24 protein-coding genes are annotated in these 21,516 nt (G+C 33.3%); 5 read left to right on the forward strand and 19 right to left on the reverse strand.

Annotated features, from left to right (window positions below; all coding sequences use genetic code 11):
- Positions 1-54: 54 nt before the first annotated feature.
- From B0A75_RS11150 to B0A75_RS11165, 4 genes are all read right to left on the reverse strand, one after another.
- On the reverse strand, positions 55-636 hold the full coding sequence (locus B0A75_RS11150) for a Crp/Fnr family transcriptional regulator (RefSeq protein WP_089054350.1): 582 nt from the start codon (positions 634-636) through the stop codon (positions 55-57).
- Between the two features lie 212 nt (positions 637-848).
- On the reverse strand, positions 849-1,805 hold the full coding sequence (locus B0A75_RS11155; protein ID WP_089054376.1) for a lipid A deacylase LpxR family protein: 957 nt from the start codon (positions 1,803-1,805) through the stop codon (positions 849-851).
- Positions 1,795-2,568, reverse strand: a complete 774-nt coding sequence (mtgA, locus tag B0A75_RS11160) for a monofunctional biosynthetic peptidoglycan transglycosylase (protein WP_089054351.1) — start codon at positions 2,566-2,568, stop codon at positions 1,795-1,797. The genes B0A75_RS11155 and mtgA overlap by 11 nt, the downstream gene beginning before the upstream one ends.
- Positions 2,568-3,680 carry an NAD(P)/FAD-dependent oxidoreductase gene (locus tag B0A75_RS11165; RefSeq protein ID WP_089054352.1) on the reverse strand — a complete coding sequence of 371 codons (1,113 nt, stop codon included), beginning with the start codon at positions 3,678-3,680 and terminating at the stop codon, positions 2,568-2,570. The genes mtgA and B0A75_RS11165 overlap by 1 nt, the downstream gene beginning before the upstream one ends.
- A 277-nt stretch (positions 3,681-3,957) precedes the next feature.
- Between B0A75_RS11165 and B0A75_RS11170 the strand changes: the two genes are divergently transcribed.
- Both B0A75_RS11170 and B0A75_RS11175 read left to right on the forward strand, forming a co-directional pair.
- Positions 3,958-5,859: a S9 family peptidase gene (locus B0A75_RS11170; RefSeq protein ID WP_089054353.1), complete on the forward strand. Its 1,902-nt coding sequence runs from the start codon at positions 3,958-3,960 to the stop codon at positions 5,857-5,859.
- A 182-nt stretch (positions 5,860-6,041) separates the two neighbouring features.
- Positions 6,042-8,486 carry an ATP-binding response regulator gene (locus B0A75_RS11175; protein ID WP_089054354.1) on the forward strand — a complete coding sequence of 815 codons (2,445 nt, stop codon included), beginning with the start codon at positions 6,042-6,044 and terminating at the stop codon, positions 8,484-8,486.
- On the opposite strand, the gene B0A75_RS11180 is transcribed toward B0A75_RS11175, so the two are convergent.
- The 12 genes from B0A75_RS11180 to pdxA form a co-directional block, all read right to left on the reverse strand.
- Positions 8,483-9,835, reverse strand: coding sequence for a sigma-54-dependent transcriptional regulator (locus B0A75_RS11180; protein ID WP_089054355.1), 1,353 nt, complete (start codon positions 9,833-9,835; stop codon positions 8,483-8,485). The two genes, B0A75_RS11175 and B0A75_RS11180, sit on opposite strands and share 4 nt — an antisense overlap.
- A gap of 127 nt (positions 9,836-9,962) precedes the next feature.
- A complete protein-coding gene (locus tag B0A75_RS11185; RefSeq protein ID WP_089054356.1) occupies positions 9,963-10,259 on the reverse strand; it encodes a hypothetical protein in 297 nt (98 codons plus the stop codon).
- A 16-nt stretch (positions 10,260-10,275) separates the two neighbouring features.
- Complete coding sequence (locus tag B0A75_RS11190; RefSeq protein WP_089054357.1) at positions 10,276-10,572, reverse strand: PepSY-like domain-containing protein; 297 nt, start codon at positions 10,570-10,572, stop codon at positions 10,276-10,278.
- Between the two features lie 18 nt (positions 10,573-10,590).
- Entirely contained in the window at positions 10,591-10,881 is a 291-nt protein-coding gene (locus B0A75_RS11195; protein WP_089054358.1) for a hypothetical protein, read from the reverse strand.
- Positions 10,882-10,909: 28 nt separating this feature from the next.
- Positions 10,910-11,206 carry a hypothetical protein gene (locus B0A75_RS11200; protein ID WP_089054359.1) on the reverse strand — a complete coding sequence of 99 codons (297 nt, stop codon included), beginning with the start codon at positions 11,204-11,206 and terminating at the stop codon, positions 10,910-10,912.
- A 76-nt stretch (positions 11,207-11,282) separates the two neighbouring features.
- Complete coding sequence (locus B0A75_RS11205) at positions 11,283-11,579, reverse strand: hypothetical protein (protein ID WP_089054360.1); 297 nt, start codon at positions 11,577-11,579, stop codon at positions 11,283-11,285.
- Positions 11,580-11,873: 294 nt separating this feature from the next.
- Entirely contained in the window at positions 11,874-13,223 is a 1,350-nt protein-coding gene (accC, locus tag B0A75_RS11210; RefSeq protein ID WP_089054361.1) for an acetyl-CoA carboxylase biotin carboxylase subunit, read from the reverse strand.
- A gap of 107 nt (positions 13,224-13,330) precedes the next feature.
- Positions 13,331-13,819, reverse strand: coding sequence for an acetyl-CoA carboxylase biotin carboxyl carrier protein (gene accB / locus B0A75_RS11215; protein ID WP_089054362.1), 489 nt, complete (start codon positions 13,817-13,819; stop codon positions 13,331-13,333).
- Positions 13,820-13,842: 23 nt separating this feature from the next.
- Positions 13,843-14,841 carry a beta-ketoacyl-ACP synthase III gene (locus B0A75_RS11220; RefSeq protein ID WP_089054363.1) on the reverse strand — a complete coding sequence of 333 codons (999 nt, stop codon included), beginning with the start codon at positions 14,839-14,841 and terminating at the stop codon, positions 13,843-13,845.
- A 172-nt stretch (positions 14,842-15,013) separates the two neighbouring features.
- Positions 15,014-15,208, reverse strand: coding sequence for a 50S ribosomal protein L32 (gene rpmF, locus B0A75_RS11225; RefSeq protein ID WP_008465217.1), 195 nt, complete (start codon positions 15,206-15,208; stop codon positions 15,014-15,016).
- A 9-nt stretch (positions 15,209-15,217) separates the two neighbouring features.
- Positions 15,218-15,760, reverse strand: a complete 543-nt coding sequence (locus tag B0A75_RS11230) for a YceD family protein (protein WP_089054364.1) — start codon at positions 15,758-15,760, stop codon at positions 15,218-15,220.
- A 105-nt stretch (positions 15,761-15,865) separates the two neighbouring features.
- Complete coding sequence (gene pdxA, locus B0A75_RS11235) at positions 15,866-16,915, reverse strand: 4-hydroxythreonine-4-phosphate dehydrogenase PdxA (protein ID WP_089054365.1); 1,050 nt, start codon at positions 16,913-16,915, stop codon at positions 15,866-15,868.
- A 57-nt stretch (positions 16,916-16,972) separates the two neighbouring features.
- Here pdxA and B0A75_RS11240 point away from each other — a divergent pair, with 57 nt between their 5' ends.
- Positions 16,973-17,563 carry a riboflavin synthase gene (locus tag B0A75_RS11240; protein WP_089054366.1) on the forward strand — a complete coding sequence of 197 codons (591 nt, stop codon included), beginning with the start codon at positions 16,973-16,975 and terminating at the stop codon, positions 17,561-17,563.
- 34 nt (positions 17,564-17,597) lie between these two features.
- On the opposite strand, the gene B0A75_RS11245 is transcribed toward B0A75_RS11240, so the two are convergent.
- Positions 17,598-17,822 carry a hypothetical protein gene (locus B0A75_RS11245; RefSeq protein WP_089054367.1) on the reverse strand — a complete coding sequence of 75 codons (225 nt, stop codon included), beginning with the start codon at positions 17,820-17,822 and terminating at the stop codon, positions 17,598-17,600.
- Positions 17,823-18,223: 401 nt separating this feature from the next.
- Between B0A75_RS11245 and dcm the strand changes: the two genes are divergently transcribed.
- The gene (gene dcm / locus B0A75_RS11250; RefSeq protein ID WP_089054368.1) at positions 18,224-19,201 is read left to right on the forward strand and encodes a DNA (cytosine-5-)-methyltransferase; all 978 of its coding nucleotides are present in this window, start codon (positions 18,224-18,226) and stop codon (positions 19,199-19,201) included.
- A 3-nt stretch (positions 19,202-19,204) separates the two neighbouring features.
- On the opposite strand, the gene B0A75_RS11255 is transcribed toward dcm, so the two are convergent.
- Positions 19,205-19,639 carry a very short patch repair endonuclease gene (locus B0A75_RS11255; protein WP_089054377.1) on the reverse strand — a complete coding sequence of 145 codons (435 nt, stop codon included), beginning with the start codon at positions 19,637-19,639 and terminating at the stop codon, positions 19,205-19,207.
- Between the two features lie 296 nt (positions 19,640-19,935).
- Positions 19,936-20,532: an ester cyclase gene (locus B0A75_RS11260; RefSeq protein ID WP_089054369.1), complete on the reverse strand. Its 597-nt coding sequence runs from the start codon at positions 20,530-20,532 to the stop codon at positions 19,936-19,938.
- Between the two features lie 480 nt (positions 20,533-21,012).
- On the opposite strand from B0A75_RS11260, the gene B0A75_RS11265 reads away from it, so the two are divergent.
- Positions 21,013-21,516: phage integrase SAM-like domain-containing protein (locus tag B0A75_RS11265; protein WP_208861264.1), on the forward strand; the 504-nt coding region annotated here is incomplete at its 3' end.

Here is a 21,516-nt window from a genome sequence, read left to right on the forward strand (position 1 = left end):
TGTAGTACTTATAAACAAGTTTAAGAAATACCCTTAAACTATATTAAGAGTAAATTATTTTTTAGAAGCATTTTTACGGATTTTGCTCAAAAATTCGGGTGTTATACCAAGATACGAAGCTATTTGAGTATTAGGAAGCCTGTTGGAAAGTTTAGGATACTGGGTCAAAAATGTTTGATATCGCTCTTCGGCTGTAGAACTAATATTTTGCAGCACTCTATTTTCAAGTTCAATGAATTTGTTTTCAATAATAACTCTGAAATTTCGATCAAATTTTGGAAAATAAGTATAGAGATATAAAAGGTTTGTTTTTTCTATCTGCAGTACAACCGATGGCTCCATAGCTTCAATGTAAAGACGACTCGGCTGTTCAGAATGAAAACTACCAATATTAGTAATCCACTCATTTTCTAAAGCAAACTGGATGTTATGTTCTGTACCGCTTTGATCGACAGCATACATTTTAAAGAGCCCGGAAATGACAAAAGTGTAGTGTTTACAAACATCATTTTCCTGAAGGATAAATTGTCTTCGTTTGATATTTTTTTCGACAATACGATTACTCAGCTCTTGCTTTTCCGTACTGTCAAGAGGAAGATAATGATTAAAATGTGATATGAGTTTATTTATATTCACTGTGTCTTTTAAAAATTAAAAATCATTACAACTGAAGCTATCCCCACTTTGTGTTTTATCAAACTTTCACAAAAGCTAATATAGAAATAATTTACAGCCGCTAATAAATTATTTTATAATGATCTATCAAATAAGATTAATTTTTCTAATAACCCACACGCAATATAACTATAACCTTAAAAACTTTGTGTCTCGACATCTTCGAACAGAAACTATCGTAACAAAAACCCCATTCTAATCGAACCATAAAAATATCCTCTATTGGTATCATTAACATCGCCTTCTAATTCACGACCTCGATAAATAAATGAATACGACATATTGAAATTATTATGGCGGTATTTCAACCCAAATTCGGCATTGAAGCGAAGCGGTACCAAATCGAAAGTTATAGGACTTGTATCATTAAACATACTGCCTTCGATTGTGGCATCATAAAACTGATAATTGACACTTGGCATAGCGTAAAAATAAAACTCCCTAATATTGGGCTGTGCATTTGCACTTACCGAAGCATCATGCATATTTGAATCGTAAAGCGGAAGCAGTTTTTTAAAACCAATTCTAGTCATAAAACCTGTTGAAACACCTGTAAAAATAGTTCCTAAATTGGCATCGGACTGCCAATGAAGATCTGCAAAATCATTATGTTTTGATGGAAATAGTTTCTTTGAATACATTACATGAGCCTGTACTGCAAAAGCATTATGAAGCTGATTTTCCCAGCCATACACTTTTTTATATCCAATAATTTTATGAAATCCTTCCTGAGTTTCTCTGCCTAAAGCATTTGGCCCCATAAAACCCAGCTGAAAATCAGTCTTTAAAACGGACTCGCTTTGGTAAAAAAAACTTTTTCCTGCTTCGGCAAAAAGATATGCCGTAAACGGACGGTCATTTACATTAACTGCCTCTTTGTTTATAAATCTCGGATTATAAATATATTGTCCGATTCTAAATTCAGTAATTTTTTTGTTGATTTTTTCATTGTCATTTTTAGACAGAAATCGATAAAAAAGCTCTAAACCATTAGTATAATACATATCATTTTTTGATGATGTGTATAAATCGTTATCAGATATGAAACCAATTTCTGTTTTTTTTTCTTGACCAAAAGTCAAAGCTGCCGTTAAAATGAGAAATGCAAAAATTATGTTTTTACTTCCCATTATAATTAATTTTTCCAACGGCACGCATTTCGCGCACAATTCTTTCTTTTCTGCGGTTTATATAACTTGAAGAACCTGTAGCCTTAAATTTTCTTGGGTTTGGCAAAATTGCGGCAATTCCGGCTGCCTGCATAGGCGTTAAACTTGAAGCATCGCGACGGTACCAATGTTCAGTTGCGGCGTAAGCACCATAAACCCCATCTCCCATTTCGATACTATTTAAGTATACTTCCATGATACGCTCTTTGCCCCAAATTAATTCGATTAAAACAGTAAAATAAGCTTCAAGTCCTTTACGGAAGTAGCTTTTTCCCTGCCATAAAAAAACATTTTTTGCAGTTTGCTGCGAAATTGTACTTCCCCCTCGAATTCGGCGTCCGCGTTCATTGCTTTTATAAGCCTTTTGAAGTGCCTTAAAATCAAAACCATTGTGGCTTAAAAAAGTTCCATCTTCGCTGGCGATAACCGCTTTTTGTAAATTCATTGAAATTTTTTCAATTGGCTCCCAATCGTGATCAAAGTAAACTTCTTTTCCTGCCATTTTATTTTCGATTGCTCGAATGACCATTAAAGGTGTAAAAGGCACCGGCACATATTTAAAAAGCACAACCGATGCAATCGAGATTCCAAAAAACCACAGACATAGTTTAATAAAAAACCATTTTACTTTTTCTCCAAAAGAACGATTTGTCTTCTTAGAAGCTGTTTTAGGTTTAGGTTTGCTTGCGGTTGTTTTTTTGGGTTCTGCTTTTTTGATTGCCATTATATTAAATCTGCTAATTCTGTTCCTATTAAACTGCCTATCGCCACTCCCATTCCTCCTAAACGCACTCCACAGAACACGTTTTCAGAAAGTTGAGCAACAACAGAACTTTTACTATTTCCGACTCCCATAATCCCACTCCAACGGTGTGCAATCTTGAAATCCTGATTCGGTAAAATTACATTTTTCAACAACTCCTCCAATTTATTTTGAATAATTTTCGTCTGCCCAAATTCCGTTGTCGTTTCACCTTCAAAATCGAGATTTCGACCTCCGCCTAACAAAATGCGATCGTCTATATTTCTGAAATAATAATAACCACGATCTAAATGAAACGTTCCTTTTATGTCCAGATTTTTTATGGGTTCAGTAATTAAAACCTGTGCTCTCGCTGGCTTTACTTCTCCTTTTGTCAAAGAACCTGCAAAACCATTTGTAGCAAAAAGTACTTTACTAGATCTAAAACTAAAATCATTTAGAACAAGCTCAACATAATTTCCTGCATCAAAATACGAGGTTACTGTTTGCTGATTTAAAATTAAAATACCAGCAGAAACAGCTTGTTTCAACAATTCCTGCATCATATTTCCAGTATCTATCTGTGCTTCAAATGGATTAAACACCAAATAATCCTGAGTATTTTCAAATCCAAATCGATCCGTTTCTTTAGAAAAAACATCTGCTTTAAAAAGGGGTTTTAAAATTTCATTAATAAAAGGCATTTTCGAAATACATTCATTAAAACCAGTTTCATCTTCCTTCAAAAACAATTCATATCCGCCGTGAGGTTTAAAATCAATTGCAGAATCTCCTAATCTTTTTCGGAGTAATTGCAGTCCTTTCCAACGTTTTTCGATCAAACCCACAACCTCTTCTTCTGAATTTGTTTTTAAGTCATCCATAATTTCCGAAAGACTTCCAAAACAAGCAAAACCCGCATTTTTTGTACTCGCACCTTGCGGCAGCATTCCTCTTTCTATAACTAGAATTTTTGAAGCAGGAAATCTTTCGCGTAAGCGCAAAGCAGCATGCAGACCAACGATTCCGCTGCCTACAATTGTGTAATCAATATTTGTAAACCAGTTCTTTAATTCCCAATAACTTAGTTCCATCTTCAGAGTTTTTATAAAAATAATGTTTTTTTATTCGCCACGAATTCACGAATTATTTTTTTGTTAGTCTTTGAGAATAAAAAATTCGTGAATTCGTGGCGAAACCTCTTCAATTAGTTTTGAATTTTTCCTCAATGTCAGGCTGAGCGAAGTCAAAGCCTCTTTTTAACACAAAAGCCCCTTGGCTTCGCTCAGGGTGACAATGGATGATAAACTTTAACAAATTTTGGAATTTTAAATTCGTATTTTTAGCCCCACAAAAAATAGAATTTTTATTATGAAAAAAGTATTATTTACAACCTTAATAATGATGAGTTTAAACGCTATCGGACAAAATGTAATGTCGCCTGAATTGTTATGGAAATTAGGAAGAGTGAGTGCACTTGGTCTTTCGAAAGATGAAAAAAATGTTGTTTTCAAGGTTTCTACTCCTTCTGTAGAAGAAAACAAATCGCATTCTAAATTTTACACTATCCCTGTAGGCGGTGGTAATGCAACTGAAGTTACGGATACAAAAGCGATTTTGGCCGACAAAAACATTTCGCCTGACGGAAAATTTTTGGTGTACAATGAAGAAGTAAAAATTGACAAGGTTTTAGGTAAAGATTTTTATCCAAAACTTGATAAATCTGACGCACAAATTTATGATGGTTTAGATTATCGTCATTGGGATACTTGGAATGTAGGTAAATTTAACCACGTTTTTTATAAGGAAAACAAAGACGGCGCTAAAGGTATTGACATTTTGAAAGGGGAAACTTTTGATTCTCCGCAAAAACCTTTTGGCGGTGACGAAGATTATATCTGGTCTCCTGATGGAAAAAGCATTTTATATGTGTGCAAGAAAAAAGCAGGAACTGATTATGCGGTTTCTACGAATACCGATATTTATGAGTACAATTTAGAAACTCAAAAAACAACTAACAGAACTGAAGGCAACTTAGGTTATGACACTGCACCGCAATTTTCTCCAACAGGAAATTTAACTTGGTTGCAAATGAAACGTGATGGTTATGAGGCTGATAAAAACGACATTATTGTTGAGTTTAAAGGAATCAAAACTAATCTAACGGCAAACTGGGATGGAACTGTAGATAATTTTATCTGGAGTAAAGACGGGAAAAATGTATTTTTTGTTGCGCCTGTTGATGGTACAAAACAACTTTTCAGCGTTAATTTTCCTGGATTAACAAGAATTGCAATTACTGTTCGCCAAATAACAAAAGGTGATTTTGATGTAAATGATTTAGTAGGATTTGCTGGTGATGATATTATTGTAACTAGAAATGACATGAATCACGCACCAGAGATTTTTTCTTTTAACTTGAAGAAAAACACTTGGAAGCAACTTTCAAATGTAAATACTGACACTTACAAAACACTTACTTTAAGCAAAACTGAAAAACGTTATGTTACTACAACTGACGGTAAAAAAATGTTGGTTTGGGTAATTTTGCCTCCAAATTTTGATGCTTCAAAAAAATATCCAACTTTATTATTTTGTCAAGGCGGACCTCAAAGTGCATTGACACAATCGTATTCTTTCCGTTGGAATTTCTCATTAATGGCAGCGAAAGGTTATGTTGTTGTGGCGCCAAATCGTCGCGGAATGCCTGGTCATGGTGTTGAATGGAACGAGCAGATTAGTAAAGACTGGGGCGGACAGGTTATGGACGACTATCTTTCTGCAATTGATGATGTTGCCAAAGAAAGCTATGTCGACAAAAGCCGTTTAGGATGTGTTGGTGCAAGCTACGGTGGATATTCAGTATTTTATTTAGCAGGAATTCACAAAAACCGTTTTAAAACTTTCATCGCTCATGATGGTGTTTTCAATACGGTAAGTATGTTGGGAACTACTGAGGAAGTTTTCTTTAACAACTGGGATTTTGGCGGTGCTTATTGGGAAAAAGACAATGCTGTTGCACAAAAAGCATATACGACTTTTAACCCTGCCACTATGGTTGAAAAATGGAATAAACCTATCTTGATTTTCCAAGGCGGGAAAGATTTCCGTGTGCCAATCGGACAAGGACAAGAGGCTTTTCAAGCGGCACAATTGCGAGGAATTAAAAGCCGATTTGTTTATTTCCCTGAAGAAAATCACTGGGTTTTACAACCTCAAAACGCTCAAGTTTGGCAAGGTGAATTCTTTAAATGGTTAAACGAAACTCTTTAATCTCAAAATAAAAACAAAAAATCAGCCTCAGATATTTATATAATCTGAGGCTGATTTCTTTTTAAGACTGTTTAATTATATAAACATTTGGATTGTTTTTGTTTTTTTGAGATCAAAATTTTGAATAAATTGCAGATAATTCCAATATCTCAAACACTTCCTCAATCTACACCTAAATATTTATGGAGAGTAAAAAAAGTTACACAGCACTCAAAGTCTTGTTCAGTTATGTTGCATTACTGGCTTTGGTCGTTACTGTTGGATGGTTTTTATACTCTGAAAATGTAGTCTACAATAAATTGGAAGATAAAATTGCTTTTGAAAAAACTAAAATTTTAAGAGTCAGTAAACTATTTTCAAACGTTTATAAAACAGAAAGTTTAGCCCGAAAAACAATTCAAACCAACTCTGAAAGTGATTTTAAAAATTATCTTATCGAAACAGATTCTTTAAGAGCAAGAATTGACACTTTAAAACAAATTGTTACTACTGAATATCAAAAAGTTCTATTAGACAGCGTTACTTATTTATTGTCTGAAAAAACAGAAAACATCCGCAAGCTAAAAACTATAAAAAACAAAGCTGATGATGAAGTTTCTGTAAATACCGCAATTGATGAAATCACTAAAATGGAGTTTAAGCTCAGAAAACTGGAGCTTCAGGATTTTAGTAAAAACCCAAATCAATTAGGGAGTTATCAGCGAAATGTACTTCAAAAGTACGTAGATTATCTGAACCAAAATATTCCTGATGACAGCACTAATACTTTGAGCAAACAAGCTTCTGATTCTATTTTAGCCAATTCGAAGAAATTGCTGAGTAATGTAAAATTGAAGGCTGAAAAGAAAAAGGAATCCTTAAATTTTGAGGAAAACAAGTTACTAAAAAACGAAATTGCCATTTCTGAGCAACTTAGAAAGGTTCTTCGAATTATCGAGAGAGAGATCATTATTAATTCGATAAAAAACAATTCGCTCAAAGAAAAATCATTACGCAAAGTCAATGAAATTGTGACTGCTTCCGCTATTATAGGATTAATACTGACTATTTTCTTTTCGATTTTAATTGTGAGCGATTACTCGAAATCGCAATTGTATAAGAAACAGCTTGAAATTGCGAATTTTAAAACTAAAAATTTATTAAAAAGCCGAGAGCAGTTAATTTCGACAGTAAGCCATGATTTAAAAACTCCTTTGAGCACCATTGTGGGTTATTCTGAGCTTTTGGGGAATTCTGATGTCAGCACAAAACAATCTTACTTTATTAAGAACATCAAAAATTCTTCGGAATATATTACACAACTGGTTCAGGACTTATTAGATTTCTCTAAAATTGAAGCTGGAAAAATTACTATCGAAAAGGTTCCTTTTTCTTTAACTGAAATTATTGAAGATACTGCCAAAAGCATTCAATCTGTTTACGAACAAAAAAACATTGATTTAATTATAAATGTTGACGAAAAATTAAAAACAAGAATCGTTGGCGATCCGTTTCGATTAAAACAGATTTTAACTAATATTATTGGTAATGCCTTTAAATTTACCGAAGAAGGTTTTATTAAGATCAGCGCATATTGTACTGATGATAAAAACTCTTTTGCAATTACAATTGAAGACACTGGTATTGGAATCGAAAAAGGCAATCAAAAATTAGTTTTTGAAGAGTTTGCACAGGCTAATGAAAACATTGAAAAGAAATACGGCGGTACAGGATTAGGTCTATCAATCTGCCAAAAAATAATTGCAATTCTTGGTGGAAGTTTAAAACTCGAAAGTACGTTTGGAAAAGGAAGCACATTTAAAATCAAACTTCCTCTGCAGTTTGACAGCAGTACTAATACTATTGAACAAAATGAAAAGCCAAAACTTGGTTTTACGCAAAAACTAACTTTTATTGTAATTGATGACGACACTAATCTTTTGAATTTAACCAGCGGTGTGCTTCGACAAGAAAAGCATGAAGTTTTATCCTTTAACAGCGCCGTAAAAGCATTGGAAACTATTCAAAATACGCCTTTTGATTTTATTATTACCGACATTCAGATGCCTGAGATGGATGGTTTTATGTTTTTAAACAAACTTCAGACTTCTGAGAAAGGATTATACAAAAACCAACCTGTAATCGCTTTGACTGGAAGAACTGATTTAGAACCATCTGTTTACACCGAAGCTGGTTTTACAACGGTAATAAAGAAACCATATTCGCCAAAAGTACTAATAGAAACAATTCAGTCTATCTTGGCCGATGACAGACTCCCAAATACAGTGATAAATGAGCAAGAAGCTGAAGAAACAGCTGCACAGTTGTATTCCTTAAAAACATTGAAAGAGTTTTTGGGTCAAGATAATGATGCTTTAAAAGACATTTTAAAAGCTTTCATGGCTAGCAGTAACGAGAATTTTACGGCTCTTGAAAATGCTATTGCAAAAGAAAACATTGCAGATATTCGAGCAATCGCTCATCGAATTGCGCCTATGTTCAAACAGATTGAAGCACGAGAAATTGGAGCTATTCTAAAAATACTGGAACAAAATGATCTTGAAATTGAACAAGTAAAAGACATTTATCAGGATCTAAAAATCAAAAGAGATTTGCTGTTTAACGCTTTACAACAAGAAATAATCTAATCTATATTGTATTGTTTTAATTTATTGTAAAGAGTTTTTCTAGTAATTTTAAGCAGTTTTGCTGCTTCTGATTTATTGTTTTGAGTTCTATTCAGCGCCTGAATAATGGCTTCTTTTTCGTTATCAGATAATGAAAAAGAACCTCCAGTGTTTTGCTGCTTTTGAGTCTGAAAGAATTCAGCCGGCAATACATCACTTTTTATAAAATCGCCCTGAGACAAAAGTGTAGCCCGTTTAACGCAATTTTGTAATTCGCGTAAATTACCCGGCCAGTTGTAATTTTGAAATATAGTAACAACTTCTGGAGAAAATCCTATAATATCTTTATTTAACTGCTGATTTGCTTTTTCAAGAAAATAATCCGCAAAAACCATTAAATCTTCATCACGATCTTTTAAAGAGGGAGACTGAATCGAGAATTCATTGATTCTATGGTATAAATCTTCTCTAAAATCGCCGTTTTTTACTGCCTCACGTAAATCTTCATTTGTAGCAGTAATAATTCGGATATCGACATTTATTTCTTTGTTGCTTCCAACAGGTTTTATCTTTCGCTCTTGAAGCGCACGTAATAATTGAATTTGATTTTCATAAGAAAGATTTCCTATTTCATCCAAGAAAAGTGTACCTCCGTTTGCGGCTTCAAAATACCCCATTTTATCACTAATTGCTCCCGTAAAAGATCCTTTTAAATGCCCAAAAAATTCACTCGCCGCTAACTCTTTCGGAATAGCTCCGCAATCTACTGCAATAAAATTATTATTCTTTCGATGACTTTGCTGGTGAATACTTTTGGCAATAATTTCTTTTCCAGTACCGCTTTCGCCGATAATTAAAACAGACATATCTGTAGGACTTACTAATTGAATGTGATCCAATAGTTTTTTTGAAGCAACCGAAATTCCTTTTACAAATTCGTTTTCAGTTGATACTGTCCTTTTTACTCGCTTTTTTTCTTTAACCGGTGCTTCATCTTCAAATTCTGATTCAGGAACCTGCAGCGCATTTGTAATGACAAGGAGAACCTCATCTGGATTAAATGGTTTTGAGATATAATCGGCAGCACCATTCTTTATCGCTTTTACAGCTGTATTTACATCAGAATATCCAGTCATTAATACAACTGGAATTTGAGGATGAGAATTTTTAAATTCAGACATAAGCCCTATGCCGTCAGAATCAGGCAGGCGAAGATCTGTCAAAATTAAATCAAACGATTCAGTTTTAATTGCTGATCTTGCTTCTGCAGCAGAGAATGCTATAGTTACTTCGTATTGTTTTTTTACTAGAAATTTCTCCAGCAGTTTACAAAACGAAATATCATCTTCTATCAATAAAATCTTTGGCATTTGTTTTTAGGGACTTTTTTGCTAAAATAAGACTATTAAAATTGTATTTTCACAAAGTTATGCAAAAAAAAAGAGATTGCACGCTGCAATCTCTTTTCACCAAAAACATAAATCTAATTTCACCTAATTATATTTTCAACCAGTTGCCATTGACATCTGAAAAAACAGTAGCCTTCTGGTCACCAACCGATATTTCTAGTTTGTATTCTTTTTTATCATTAACAAAAGCTTTCTCCAGTTTTGCATTTGGATAAGCGGTTTGCAGAGCGGTTTTTACAGCTGCCGGAACAGCATCTGAAGTAATCTCGGTATATTCTGTTTGTACCGAAATAGACATTTGTACTTTATTTGAAGTTGTCTCTGCTAAAGCAGGAAGTGACAAACTCGCTAAAATAATAGTTACTGCAAGGGCTGACTTTTTCATAGTGCTCTGTTTTTAATTATTTCTTAATGATATTTCCTGAAGCATCAGTGAAAAAAGTATATTTCTTACCCTCTTTTGAAATTTCAAGCTTGTACTCATTTTTATCGTTTTTGTACGCTTTTTCAAGTTTAGTACCTGGAAAAGATTTCTCGATTGTTGACTTCACTGCTGCCGGAACAGCATCTGCTGTAACTTCAGTGTATCCATCTTGAATGTTTACTGTTGCAATAACAGAAACTGACTGATTCGAAATTGCCGCCTGAGATGTCAAACCTCCTAAAATAAGTGCTGCAGATAAGATTAACTTTTTCATAATGCTTAGTTTTTATGGTTACTTTTTAATAATTTTTCCTGTCGCATCTGTGTACACAGTTGATTTTTCACCTCTAACAGTGATTTCAATTTTGTACTCTTTTTTGTCGTTTACAAATGCTTTCTCCAATTTTACACCTGGATAAGCTTCGTCTAAAGATGTTTTGATTGCTGCCGGAACGGCATCAATTTCTTTATACTCATCTTGATAATTTACTGTATTTACAACTGATTTTGCTGCAACAGTATTTTCTGCCTGAATTGACAAACTTCCTAAAAGGATAGCTGCCGATAAGATTAACTTTTTCATAATTATATTTTTTTAAAGTTGACTTGACTTATTTTTTGATCCAAGATCCATCAGCGTTAGCATAAAGAGAACCTACTTTGTCTCCCACAGTCACATCTAATTTATACTCTGATTTTGCGTTTTTAAAAGCTTTCGAAAGTATTGCATCTGGATACGCTTTTTTAAGAGCGTCTGTTATTGCAGATGGAACTTCCTCAATTTTAATTTCAGTGTATTCGTCTTGAATTGAAATTGTTTTTACGATTGTATTTGAAATTGGCGAAGTTGAAGCAAATGATGTTAAACCTCCCAAAACGATTGCGGCTGATAAAAATAAATTTTTCATGGTAGTGATATTTTAATATTGTTAATTTAATCTTAGTATTACTAATTCGAATTTTCAAGAGAACACTCTTTAGGGATTATTTTTTAATCCAAGTTCCGTCAGCGTTAGCGAAAAGATTCCCTACTTTTTCTCCAACTGTAACGTCTAATTTGTATTCAGATTTCTCGTTTTTGTATGCTTTTGTAATTACTGCATCTGGATATGCTTTTTTCAAAGCTTCAGTAATAGGAGCTGGAAGCTCTTCTAGTTTAATCTCTGTGTATTCGTCTTCAATCGAAATAACTTTTACAATAGTGTTTGTAACTGGACTAGTTGAAGCAAATGAAGTTAAACTTCCTAAAACAATTGCGGCTGATAAAAATAGATTTTTCATAATGTATATATTTAGTAATTAATAGTTGTTTTACACTTTAGATAAAGAAACTATCGTGCCGTAAACCAAATACCAAACCCCAAAGCAGCAAAACCACTTATTATCAACAGGTTAACACTGAATACACAAAAATACAAAAAATACGAATAGTGTGTAAATCAATTATATAGTGTGTAAAAAGTAAACACTTTTTGTGTTTACTTAACCCTATAACACAACAAAACCCGATAAGTAAACTTATCGGGTTTATGACATAGATTAAAAAAAAGCTGTCGAAATCGACAGCTTTACTATTTATTCTTGAATTGGATTCATTTTGAAAGTATCCATAAAAGCAGTTGTATAATCTCCTGCAATATATTTAGGATCATCCATCAATTGTCTATGGAAAGGTATTGTAGTTTTTACACCTTCAATAACAAATTCGTCCAAAGCTCTTCTCATTTTACTGATCGCCTCTTCACGAGATTGTGCAGTTGTAATTAACTTAGCAATCATTGAATCGTAATTTGGCGGAATGCTATAACCTGAATAAACGTGAGTATCTAGACGAACTCCGTGTCCTCCTGGCATATGAAGCGTAGTAATTTTTCCTGGTGAAGGACGAAAATCATTATAAGGATCTTCGGCATTAATACGACATTCAATAGCGTGTAATTGTGGTAAATAGTTTTTTCCTGAAATTGGAATTCCGGCAGCAACCATAATTTGCTCACGAATCAAATCGTAATCAATTACTTGTTCCGTAATTGGATGCTCTACCTGAATACGTGTATTCATTTCCATGAAATAGAAATTTCTGTGTTTGTCAACCAAAAATTCTACAGTTCCAGCTCCTTCGTATTTAATGAATTCAGCAGCTTTTACAGCAGCTTCTCCCATTGCAGCACGTAATTCGTCTGTCATGAAAGGCGAAGGTGTTTCTTCAGTAAGTTTTTGGTGACGACGTTGTACAGAACAATCTCTTTCAGAAAGGTGACACGCTTTTCCGTAAGAATCTCCAACAACTTGAATCTCGATATGACGTGGCTCTTCAATAAGTTTTTCCATGTACATTCCGTCATTTCCAAAAGCTGCAGCAGCTTCTTGACGTGCACTTTCCCAAGCTTTTAAAAGCTCATCTTCTTTCCAGATAGCACGCATTCCTTTTCCACCACCACCAGCAGTAGCTTTCATCATAACTGGATAACCAATTTCTTTAGCTATTTTTAGTGCATGTTCGTAAGATTCTAATAATCCATCTGAACCTGGCACACATGGTACTCCTGCCGCTTTCATTGTAGCTTTTGCAGAAGCTTTATCTCCCATTCTGTCGATCATTTCAGGAGCTGCACCAATAAATTTGATTCCGTGCTCTTGACAAATTTTTGAGAATTTAGCATTCTCAGAAAGAAAACCGTATCCTGGGTGTATTGCATCTGCATTTGTAATTTCTGCAGCAGCAATAATATTTGACATTTTTAAATACGATAAGTTACTTGGAGGAGGTCCAATACAAACCGCTTCATCAGCAAATTTAACGTGCAAGCTTTCTGCATCTGCTGTAGAGTAAACTGCAACAGTTTTGATTCCCATTTCCTTGCAAGTACGAATTACACGAAGTGCAATTTCTCCTCTATTCGCAATTAATATTTTTTTAAACATCTTATTTTAATTAGATAATTAGACAATTTGATAATTAGATAATTTTAGATGTCTGTATTAATTCTGTCAGATCAATCTAAAATCTAAAATCTAAAATCTAAATTTATTTATGATGGATCTACTAAGAATAAAGGTTGATCAAATTCAACTGGAGACATATCGTCAACAAGAATCTTAACAATTTTTCCTGAAACTTCTGATTCGATTTCGTTGAATAATTTCATTGCTTCAATTACACAAAGAACATCTCCTTTTGCGATAGTGCTTCCTACTTCAGTAAAAACTGGTTTGTCTGGAGATGGTTTTCTATAAAATGTTCCAATAATTGGAGATTTTATCGTTATGAATTTAGAATTTTCAGCTGGAGCTTGTGGCTCAGCCGCTACATTTACAACTACTGGCGCTGTTACTTGCGGTGCAGCTGCTTGTGGTAATGCTGCCTGAGCTGGCAATTGCTGTACATAAGTAGTTTCTGTTACATTTCCTTCTAAAGTTGTTCTGATCGTGATTTTTACATCATCCATTTCTAACTTCACTTCTGCAACTCCCGAATTTGCTACAAATTTGATTAGGTTTTGAATTTCTTTTAAATCCATAATGACTCGTTTTTAGTTTTGATTTATTTTTTATCGTAAGCCCATTTTAGGTAAATAGATCCCCAAGTGAATCCACCGCCAAATGCAGCTAAAATAATATTGTCTCCTTTTTTGAGTTGTTTCTCAAAATCATAAAGTACCAAAGGTAATGTTCCTGAAGTTGTATTACCATATTTTTCAATATTAACTAATACTTTAGACTCTTCTAGTTCAAGTCTTCCTGCAGTTGCATCAATGATGCGTTTGTTTGCTTGATGCGGCACTAACCAATCAACATCTTGATTTGTTAGATTGTTTCTTTTCAAGATCAGCTCGCTAGCGTCTGCCATATTGGTTACAGCATATTTAAATACTGTTTTACCATCTTGCATAATATTGTGTTGTCTGTTTTTTACAGTATCTTCTGAAGCTGGGATTAAAGATCCTCCAGCTGGTATTTTAAGAAAATCACGACCTACTCCATCGCTTCTTAAATACTCATCTTGTAAACCTAAACCTTCATAATTTGGCTCAAATAAAACAGCACCGCCTCCATCACCAAAAATAATGCAAGTGGCTCTGTCTGTATAATCTACAATTGATGACATTTTATCTGCACCAATTAATAGTACTTTTTTATATCTTCCAGATTGTACATAAGCCGCAGCAGTTGACATTCCGTACAAGAAACTTGAACAAGCTGCTTGCAAATCATAAGCAAATGCATTAGTTGCTCCAATTTCTGTTGCAACATAAACTCCTGTAGAAGCCACCATCATATCTGGTGTTGCTGTTGCCATAATAACCATATCAATTTCTAAAGGATCGATATTTGCTTTTGCTATTAAATCCTTTGCTGCTTGTATAGCAAGATAAGATGTCCCTTTGTCAGCATCTTTAAGAATTCTTCTTTCTTTAATTCCGGTACGAGTGGTGATCCATTCGTCATTGGTTTCTACCATTGTTTCCAACACTTTGTTAGAAAGCACAAAGTCTGGAACGTATCCTCCAACAGCGGTAATTGCGGCTGTGATTGTATTCATTATATTCTATTATTTCCTTTCAAATATTGTTATTTGAAAAATTTTTAAAAGACTTGAAAATTACAAAAAAAATCAAAACGAATTTGCCTGTATTTTCTTAAAAAACGAAAATTATAACCAACAAAAAAAACTCTCACTATGTGAGAGTTCTAGTATAATTTACAAAAACGTATTAAGCAACCGCTTCAGATTTATCGATAACAACTTGCCCTCTGTAGTACATTTTACCTTCATGCCAGTAAGCTCTGTGGTATAAATGTGCTTCTCCAGTAATAGGACATGTAGCGATTTGAGCTACAGTAGCTTTATAATGTGTTCTTCTCTTATCTCTTCTTGTTTTCGAGGTCTTTCTCTTAGGATGTGCCATTTTACTATATTATTTATCCGTTAATAGTTTCTTTAATTTTTCCCAACGCGGGTCAATATCTTCTTCTTGTTTACTCTCTTCCTTTTGTTCTTTTACACTTAATTCATTCAACTTTGTTAAAGCTTCGGTCTGTAAAGTCCCATCTTTAACGCCTGGATGAATTCGTTTTTGAGGCACTGAAAGCGCTATCATTTCATAAATGTATTGTGCTACATTCACTTCATGCTCTCCATGCGGTAAAATCAACAACTCTTCATTATCATCATTGAATTCATCTCCAAAGCGAACAATCAATTTCATTTTCCCTTTTAAAGGAAGATCAAAATCTTCACTTGTTAGATCACAAGGTACATTTACAGTCCCTTTATGTTTGAATTCTAACTCTAACATGTTGCTTTTCTTTTCGAAAACCAAACTCACTTTAATTTCAGAACTTTGAAACTCTTCATAGTCAAAGTCTTTAAAGAACGTGTTATTTATTTGATACTCAAAATGGTGTTTTCCCAGCTTTAACCCTATAAAAGGAATTAAAAATTCTTTTGTTTTGCTCATTTCAACATCAATTTGTACAATCCGAATATAAAACTACATATCTGAATTGGGGTGCAAAGATATAAAATTATTATAAATCTAATAATCTTATTCACCTTTTTTTGTTTATAACTGTTTTTCTTTTATTTTAAGAGGTTTTTGGCTAATCTCCTCATACTGATTACGCGAGCGAAAAATATCAAGCGCAAGATAAACGGCCTCTTTAAACGAGTTGAAATCTGCCATGTCTTTTCCAGCAATATCATAACCAGTTCCATGATCCGGCGATGTTCTAATTTTATTTAAACCTGCTGTATAGTTAACCCCTTTACCAAAAGATAATGTTTTGAACGGAATTAATCCTTGATCGTGATAAGTCGCTACAACGGCATCATATTTCTCATATTGACCGCTTCCAAAAAATCCATCGGCAGAAAATGGTCCGAAAACCATAGTTCCAGAATCGAATATTTTTTTCAAAACCGGTTTCAAAACTAAATCATCTTCTTTTCCAATCACTCCGCCGTCGCCGCAATGCGGATTTAATCCTAAAACTGCAATTTTTGGCTTTACTATACTAAAGTCTTGAATTAAAGATTTTCTGATTGTTTCAATCTTTCTTGTGATTAATTCTTCTGTTAAATGAGAAGAAACTTCACTTATAGGCACATGATCTGTCAACAAACCTACTCTTAAATTATCCTGAACCATCATCATTAAAGCATTACCTTCTAACTCTTGGTCTAGATAATCGGTATGACCTGGGAATTTAAATTCTTCAGATTGAATATTGTATTTATTTATAGGAGCCGTAACGAGTACATCAACCAAACCTTCTTTTAAAGCTTTTGTTGCTGCTACAAATGATTTTATAGCATACTCTCCTATTTTTTCATCATTAGTTCCTAAGTTAATATCAACTCCTTCTCTCCAAAGATTAAACACGTTTACTTTTCCTGGAACAATCTGATCTAATTTATCTATTCCATGAAACTGAACAGTCGAAGTAAAACTTTTTTTAACAAAGGATAGAATTTTAGCATTTGCAAAAATAACCGGTGTACACAATTCAAGCATTCGAGAATCCTCAAATGTTTTTAGTATAACTTCGCTTCCAATACCGTTTAAATCTCCAACTGAAATTCCAACAATTATATTTTCTGCTTTTTTATTCATGAGCTCAGCTTATTTATTACTAATTTTGATGTGCAAATTTAGTAAAATAAAACCACAATGTTCACAGGAATTATAGAAACCCTAGGAAGGATTCACGAAATACAAAAAGACAAAAACAACTTACATGTAACTGTCGACTCCTCTATTACAAACGAATTAAAGATTGACCAAAGTGTTTCGCACAACGGAATCTGCCTTACGGTAGTTGCTATAAACGATTCATTTTATACGGTTACTGCAATTGAAGAAACTATTTTAAAGACCAATATTGGCGACTGGAAGGTTAATGATATTGTAAATCTAGAAAGAGGCATGAAACTTGGCGACCGTCTTGACGGACATATTGTACAAGGCCACGTTGACCAAACTGGTACATGCACAAAAATCGAAGAGGCTAACGGAAGTTGGAATTACACTTTCGATTACGACGCAAACCTCAGCAATATTACAATTGAAAAAGGCTCTATAACAGTAAACGGAGTAAGTCTGACGGTTGTAAATTCTAAAACCAACGAATTCAGCGTTTCTATTATTCCTTATACTTTTGAAAATACTAATTTCAAAAATTTCAAGGTTGGCTCTAAAATAAACTTAGAGTTTGATGTTGTTGGAAAATACATTTCAAGACTTTATTCAATAAACAAATAGTTTTAGAAAAAATTTTAAACGAAAAGGCTTCAAATTAAATTGAAGCTTTTTTTGTTTTATTTCGATATATAATTGTTATTCCCAGAATTAATCCGCTTGCAATTAAAAAAGAAAGATCCTCATTAATTGGCACTTTTGTTGGCGGCGGAGGCTTCGTTTCTCCAGCACGCGGCGGAGGCGGCATCTCCTCAGCCAAAATATATAGCGGGTTAAATACCATCAAAAAAAAGACCAGCCAAACAGTTCTTACAATTCTCATAAATTCCAAATTTCATTGTCAAAAAACAATCTTTTACAAAAAAGCAACTTTGATAAGCCAAAACAGTCCCACCTATCCAATAAATTTACCTGTAGTATAATTCTTATATCAAATATATGCGTATTTTATAAAAAACACAAAATTTCCCAACTGTTTCCCTTTTAGATCTTTTTAAAACACTTTTTAGCATCATGAAATTTAAAAACTTCCCACAGAATAAAATTTCAAAAAACGCATCTTCTTTAAATAAGTCAGAAAGAACTGTAAAGTACGAGACTGAAAAATAAAATACAATTTCTTTTTAAGTCCTGACCATCATCAACTATACTCTAATTAATATATTTGCAGGAAATAATACAGAATAAAAAGCGCAAGACATCATTCCTTTAGCCAAACAAATAATGGAGAATAAATTTACAGTTGGAAGTTTGTACGCAGGTGTAGGCGGCATATGTCTAGGTTTTAAGAAAGCCGGTTTTAATCTAAAATGGGCCAATGAATTTGACAAACACGCATGCAAAACTTACAAATCAAATTTCGAACACGATTTAATTGAAGGCGATGTAATGAACTTAAATTTAAGTTCTCTTGAAAAAATAGATATTTTAACGGCTGGATTTCCGTGTCAGCCTTTTTCGCTTGCGGGACACAGAAAAGGTTTTGAAGACAGAAGGGGAAATCATTTTTTTAAAATCCTTGATTTTATTGACGAAATGAGACCTAAGGTCGTTTTCCTTGAAAACGTTAAGAACTTAAGAGGACATGACAAAGGCAATACTCTTAAGGTCATCGAAAGCGAAATAAAAAAACGAAACTACACGTTTGACAGCGCTATTTTAAATACTAAAGATTTCGGAAACACGCCTCATAACAGGGAAAGGCTTTTTATGGTTGCTTTTGACAAAAACTTTGTCAATAACAAAAAGTTTAGATTTGAGTTTCCCAAAAAAGAAAATCTGACTACCACAGTAAAAGATTTAATCCTTACTGAAAAAGTACCGGATAAGTTTTATTATGGCGAGGATAAATACATGTACAATACGCTAAAAGAATCTATTGTCGATAAAGGCAAAATTTATCAATTCAGGAGACATTATGTTAGAGAAAACAAAGCTGGTTTATGCCCAACTTTGACTGCAAATATGGGAACTGGCGGACATAACGTTCCAATTATTATAACAGATCATGGATTTCGAAAACTAACGCCTCGCGAATGTTTTAGATTTCAAGGTTTTCCAGACAGCTTTAAACTTCCTTCTATTTCAAATTCTAACTTATACAAACAAGCAGGAAATTCGGTAAGCATGCCTGTTATTGAAAGATTGGCTAATGAGATTTCTAAAGTTATCGAAAAAGTCGAAAAGAAGAAAAACATTTAAACTCTATTTCCCTTCGCTTTTACTCTTTGAAAACTCAATTTCGCTTTGAACTTTCAGTAAACAAGTATCTAGTTCTTTCTGAATTTCTTTGCTCCAAAAACGTATTACTTTCCATTCTTCTGAAATTAAATAAGCATTAACCTCAGCATCGCGTTTCCTATTTCGTTCTATTTTAGGAATCCAATATTCACGATTCGACTTAATGCGTTCTTGATTTAAGTCCCAATCTTTACCGTGAAAAAATTCGCTGTCTATAAAAATGGCAATTTTATACTTTGCAAAAGTCAAATCAGGCTTACCAAATACCTTTTTATTATTCTTTCGATACCTATAGCCAAGCTGCCATAAAGCCTTTGCAATCCTAACTTCGTCTTTGGTTGCGGTGCTTTTTATAGCCTGCATATTTTTTCTTCGCTGCTCAGGCGTTAAATTATCCATTGTCTTGTCCTGATTAAATTTGTCTTTGCAGTATAAATTTAATTCATTTTTAATTAAACAATGAAATTTCAACAACTTACCTAAAAGCCCAAAAACAAAAAAGCCTTTACATTGCTGTAAAGGCTTTCTATTCTAAATATGTGTATTGACCGTAGCTATCTCATGATTATACAACCAATCAAAAGATCATACGACTATAGTTTGTTGCACAAAAATTTAATATAATTGCTATAAACTCCTATTTTTAATTGTTCTAGAATAATTAAATTTCACTCATCAAGTCACACTTTTTTTAACTAATTAGCCAAACCAATTTGTTTCATAAATGATTGGTTGTCCCAAAACAAATATTCCGCCACCATCTTTCCGTCTTTCCATTGTCCGATAGTTGCCATAGAAAGTTTGAATTTTTTATTTGTCGGCGGAATTGTTTTACCATTTCCAATTGGCATAGGCTTAGAGAAAGTTCCTTCCATTTCACCAATCACACAAGTCCAATCACCGCTTCCAAATCTAACTGGATGTTTCTTTATTTTTGTATCAGGCGCAAACACAAACATTGGCGTTAACATATCAATATGTTGCGGGGCCAAACCTTTTGTAATCAGTCCATCAGGATAGTACACCTTGATATCATCGGCATGACTAATATTGAAGTTTTTCCAATCTTGATTGCTGTAAAAATCAAAATCCAGCGAATCAAACCTTACAAGTCTCATTTCCGTGAGAGCTTTTTCATCTTTAAACTTTTTAAGTTCAATTTGTAGAGAATCTACTTTTGCTTGCAAATTATAAGAATTACCATCTTTGTTTGAACAACTTGTAAAAGTTAATAACACAACAACAACTAAAATTGAAGCAAATACTTTGATTGTTAAAATCACTCTTTCCATACGCTAATAATTTATATGTTAGTAATATAATAAAGTTATTAAAAATTTCATTAGGCTGTTAATTTTACGATTTTGTACCATAGTCTAAAGTTAAAATTAGCTTTTAACTAAATGTACAATCCTAAATAAAACAGCCGCAATCCTAAATGTACGCCTCTAGAATTATAAAAATTGAAATAAAAAAAATGATTTTACTTAAAAACGGAATAACAAGAATCTTCTATTACCCCCTAGTAAGCAAAGATTTAGAAAAACAAAAAAGCCTCTACATCACTGTAAAGGCTTTCTATTTCTAAAGAAGTGGTCCCACCTGCACCACCGATAACTTTATCAATTTTTATCGTATTTTACCGTATTTACTGGCGTTAAAACCTAAAAATAGGGATATTTTAGCAAAATGAAATTAGAAGAAAAAAGACTAAAATAAAAAAATTCGTCCCCTCATTCGTCCCCTATCAATTTTTGTATATATTTGTTTATATGGCAAAAGCAAAATTTATACTCAAAGAACCTAGCTCCAAAAATAACACTTTGGTCTATTTAATTTATAACTATCAGTACTCAAGATTTAAATATTCTACAGGTGAAAGTATAAATCCTAAATTTTGGAATCCAACAAGCCAGCGAGCTAAGGAAACAAAACAGTTTAAAGAATATCCTGAATTCAATACTAGACTTGATAAAATTGAAAGTGCAATCAAAAACGTTTTCCGAAGACTATTGAATGATGGTATTCAGCCAACAAATATTTTACTAAAAAAGGAAATTGAAAACGAATTAAGTGATCACCTTTTAAAACCTAAAAAGAAATCTTTCCTAACTTTTGTCGAAAACTACATCGAAGAAAGTAAATTGAATAAAAGAGAAGGAACGATAAAAGTTTACAATACTACTTTCAAATATTTAAAAGAGTATTCGTCTAAGTACAAAACTATTGATTTCGAAAATATTACTTTAGAATTTTATTGCAAATTCCGGTTATAT

This window comes from Flavobacterium oncorhynchi, assembly GCF_002217355.1.
Lineage (GTDB): Bacteria > Bacteroidota > Bacteroidia > Flavobacteriales > Flavobacteriaceae > Flavobacterium > Flavobacterium oncorhynchi.

Bases quoted from the DNA above. Each gene is read 5' to 3' on its own strand.
- B0A75_RS11260 (WP_089054369.1), bottom strand. From the start codon at position 20,532: ATGGAAAGAGTGATTTTAACAATCAAAGTATTTGCTTCAATTTTAGTT.
- B0A75_RS11180 (WP_089054355.1), bottom strand. From the start codon at position 9,835: ATGCCAAAGATTTTATTGATAGAAGATGATATTTCGTTTTGTAAACTG.
- B0A75_RS11175 (WP_089054354.1), top strand. From the start codon at position 6,042: ATGGAGAGTAAAAAAAGTTACACAGCACTCAAAGTCTTGTTCAGTTAT.
- mtgA (WP_089054351.1), bottom strand. From the start codon at position 2,568: ATGGCAATCAAAAAAGCAGAACCCAAAAAAACAACCGCAAGCAAACCT.
- B0A75_RS11155 (WP_089054376.1), bottom strand. From the start codon at position 1,805: ATGGGAAGTAAAAACATAATTTTTGCATTTCTCATTTTAACGGCAGCT.
- accC (WP_089054361.1), bottom strand. From the start codon at position 13,223: ATGTTTAAAAAAATATTAATTGCGAATAGAGGAGAAATTGCACTTCGT.
- B0A75_RS11230 (WP_089054364.1), bottom strand. From the start codon at position 15,760: ATGAGCAAAACAAAAGAATTTTTAATTCCTTTTATAGGGTTAAAGCTG.
- dcm (WP_089054368.1), top strand. From the start codon at position 18,224: ATGGAGAATAAATTTACAGTTGGAAGTTTGTACGCAGGTGTAGGCGGC.
- B0A75_RS11200 (WP_089054359.1), bottom strand. From the start codon at position 11,206: ATGAAAAATTTATTTTTATCAGCCGCAATCGTTTTGGGAGGTTTAACA.
- B0A75_RS11165 (WP_089054352.1), bottom strand. From the start codon at position 3,680: ATGGAACTAAGTTATTGGGAATTAAAGAACTGGTTTACAAATATTGAT.
- B0A75_RS11240 (WP_089054366.1), top strand. From the start codon at position 16,973: ATGTTCACAGGAATTATAGAAACCCTAGGAAGGATTCACGAAATACAA.
- B0A75_RS11195 (WP_089054358.1), bottom strand. From the start codon at position 10,881: ATGAAAAAGTTAATCTTATCGGCAGCTATCCTTTTAGGAAGTTTGTCA.
- accB (WP_089054362.1), bottom strand. From the start codon at position 13,819: ATGGATTTAAAAGAAATTCAAAACCTAATCAAATTTGTAGCAAATTCG.
- B0A75_RS11205 (WP_089054360.1), bottom strand. From the start codon at position 11,579: ATGAAAAATCTATTTTTATCAGCCGCAATTGTTTTAGGAAGTTTAACT.
- B0A75_RS11245 (WP_089054367.1), bottom strand. From the start codon at position 17,822: ATGAGAATTGTAAGAACTGTTTGGCTGGTCTTTTTTTTGATGGTATTT.
- B0A75_RS11190 (WP_089054357.1), bottom strand. From the start codon at position 10,572: ATGAAAAAGTTAATCTTATCTGCAGCACTTATTTTAGGAGGTTTGACA.
- B0A75_RS11255 (WP_089054377.1), bottom strand. From the start codon at position 19,639: ATGGATAATTTAACGCCTGAGCAGCGAAGAAAAAATATGCAGGCTATA.
- B0A75_RS11185 (WP_089054356.1), bottom strand. From the start codon at position 10,259: ATGAAAAAGTCAGCCCTTGCAGTAACTATTATTTTAGCGAGTTTGTCA.
- rpmF (WP_008465217.1), bottom strand. From the start codon at position 15,208: ATGGCACATCCTAAGAGAAAGACCTCGAAAACAAGAAGAGATAAGAGA.
- B0A75_RS11170 (WP_089054353.1), top strand. From the start codon at position 3,958: ATGAAAAAAGTATTATTTACAACCTTAATAATGATGAGTTTAAACGCT.
- pdxA (WP_089054365.1), bottom strand. From the start codon at position 16,915: ATGAATAAAAAAGCAGAAAATATAATTGTTGGAATTTCAGTTGGAGAT.
- B0A75_RS11220 (WP_089054363.1), bottom strand. From the start codon at position 14,841: ATGAATACAATCACAGCCGCAATTACCGCTGTTGGAGGATACGTTCCA.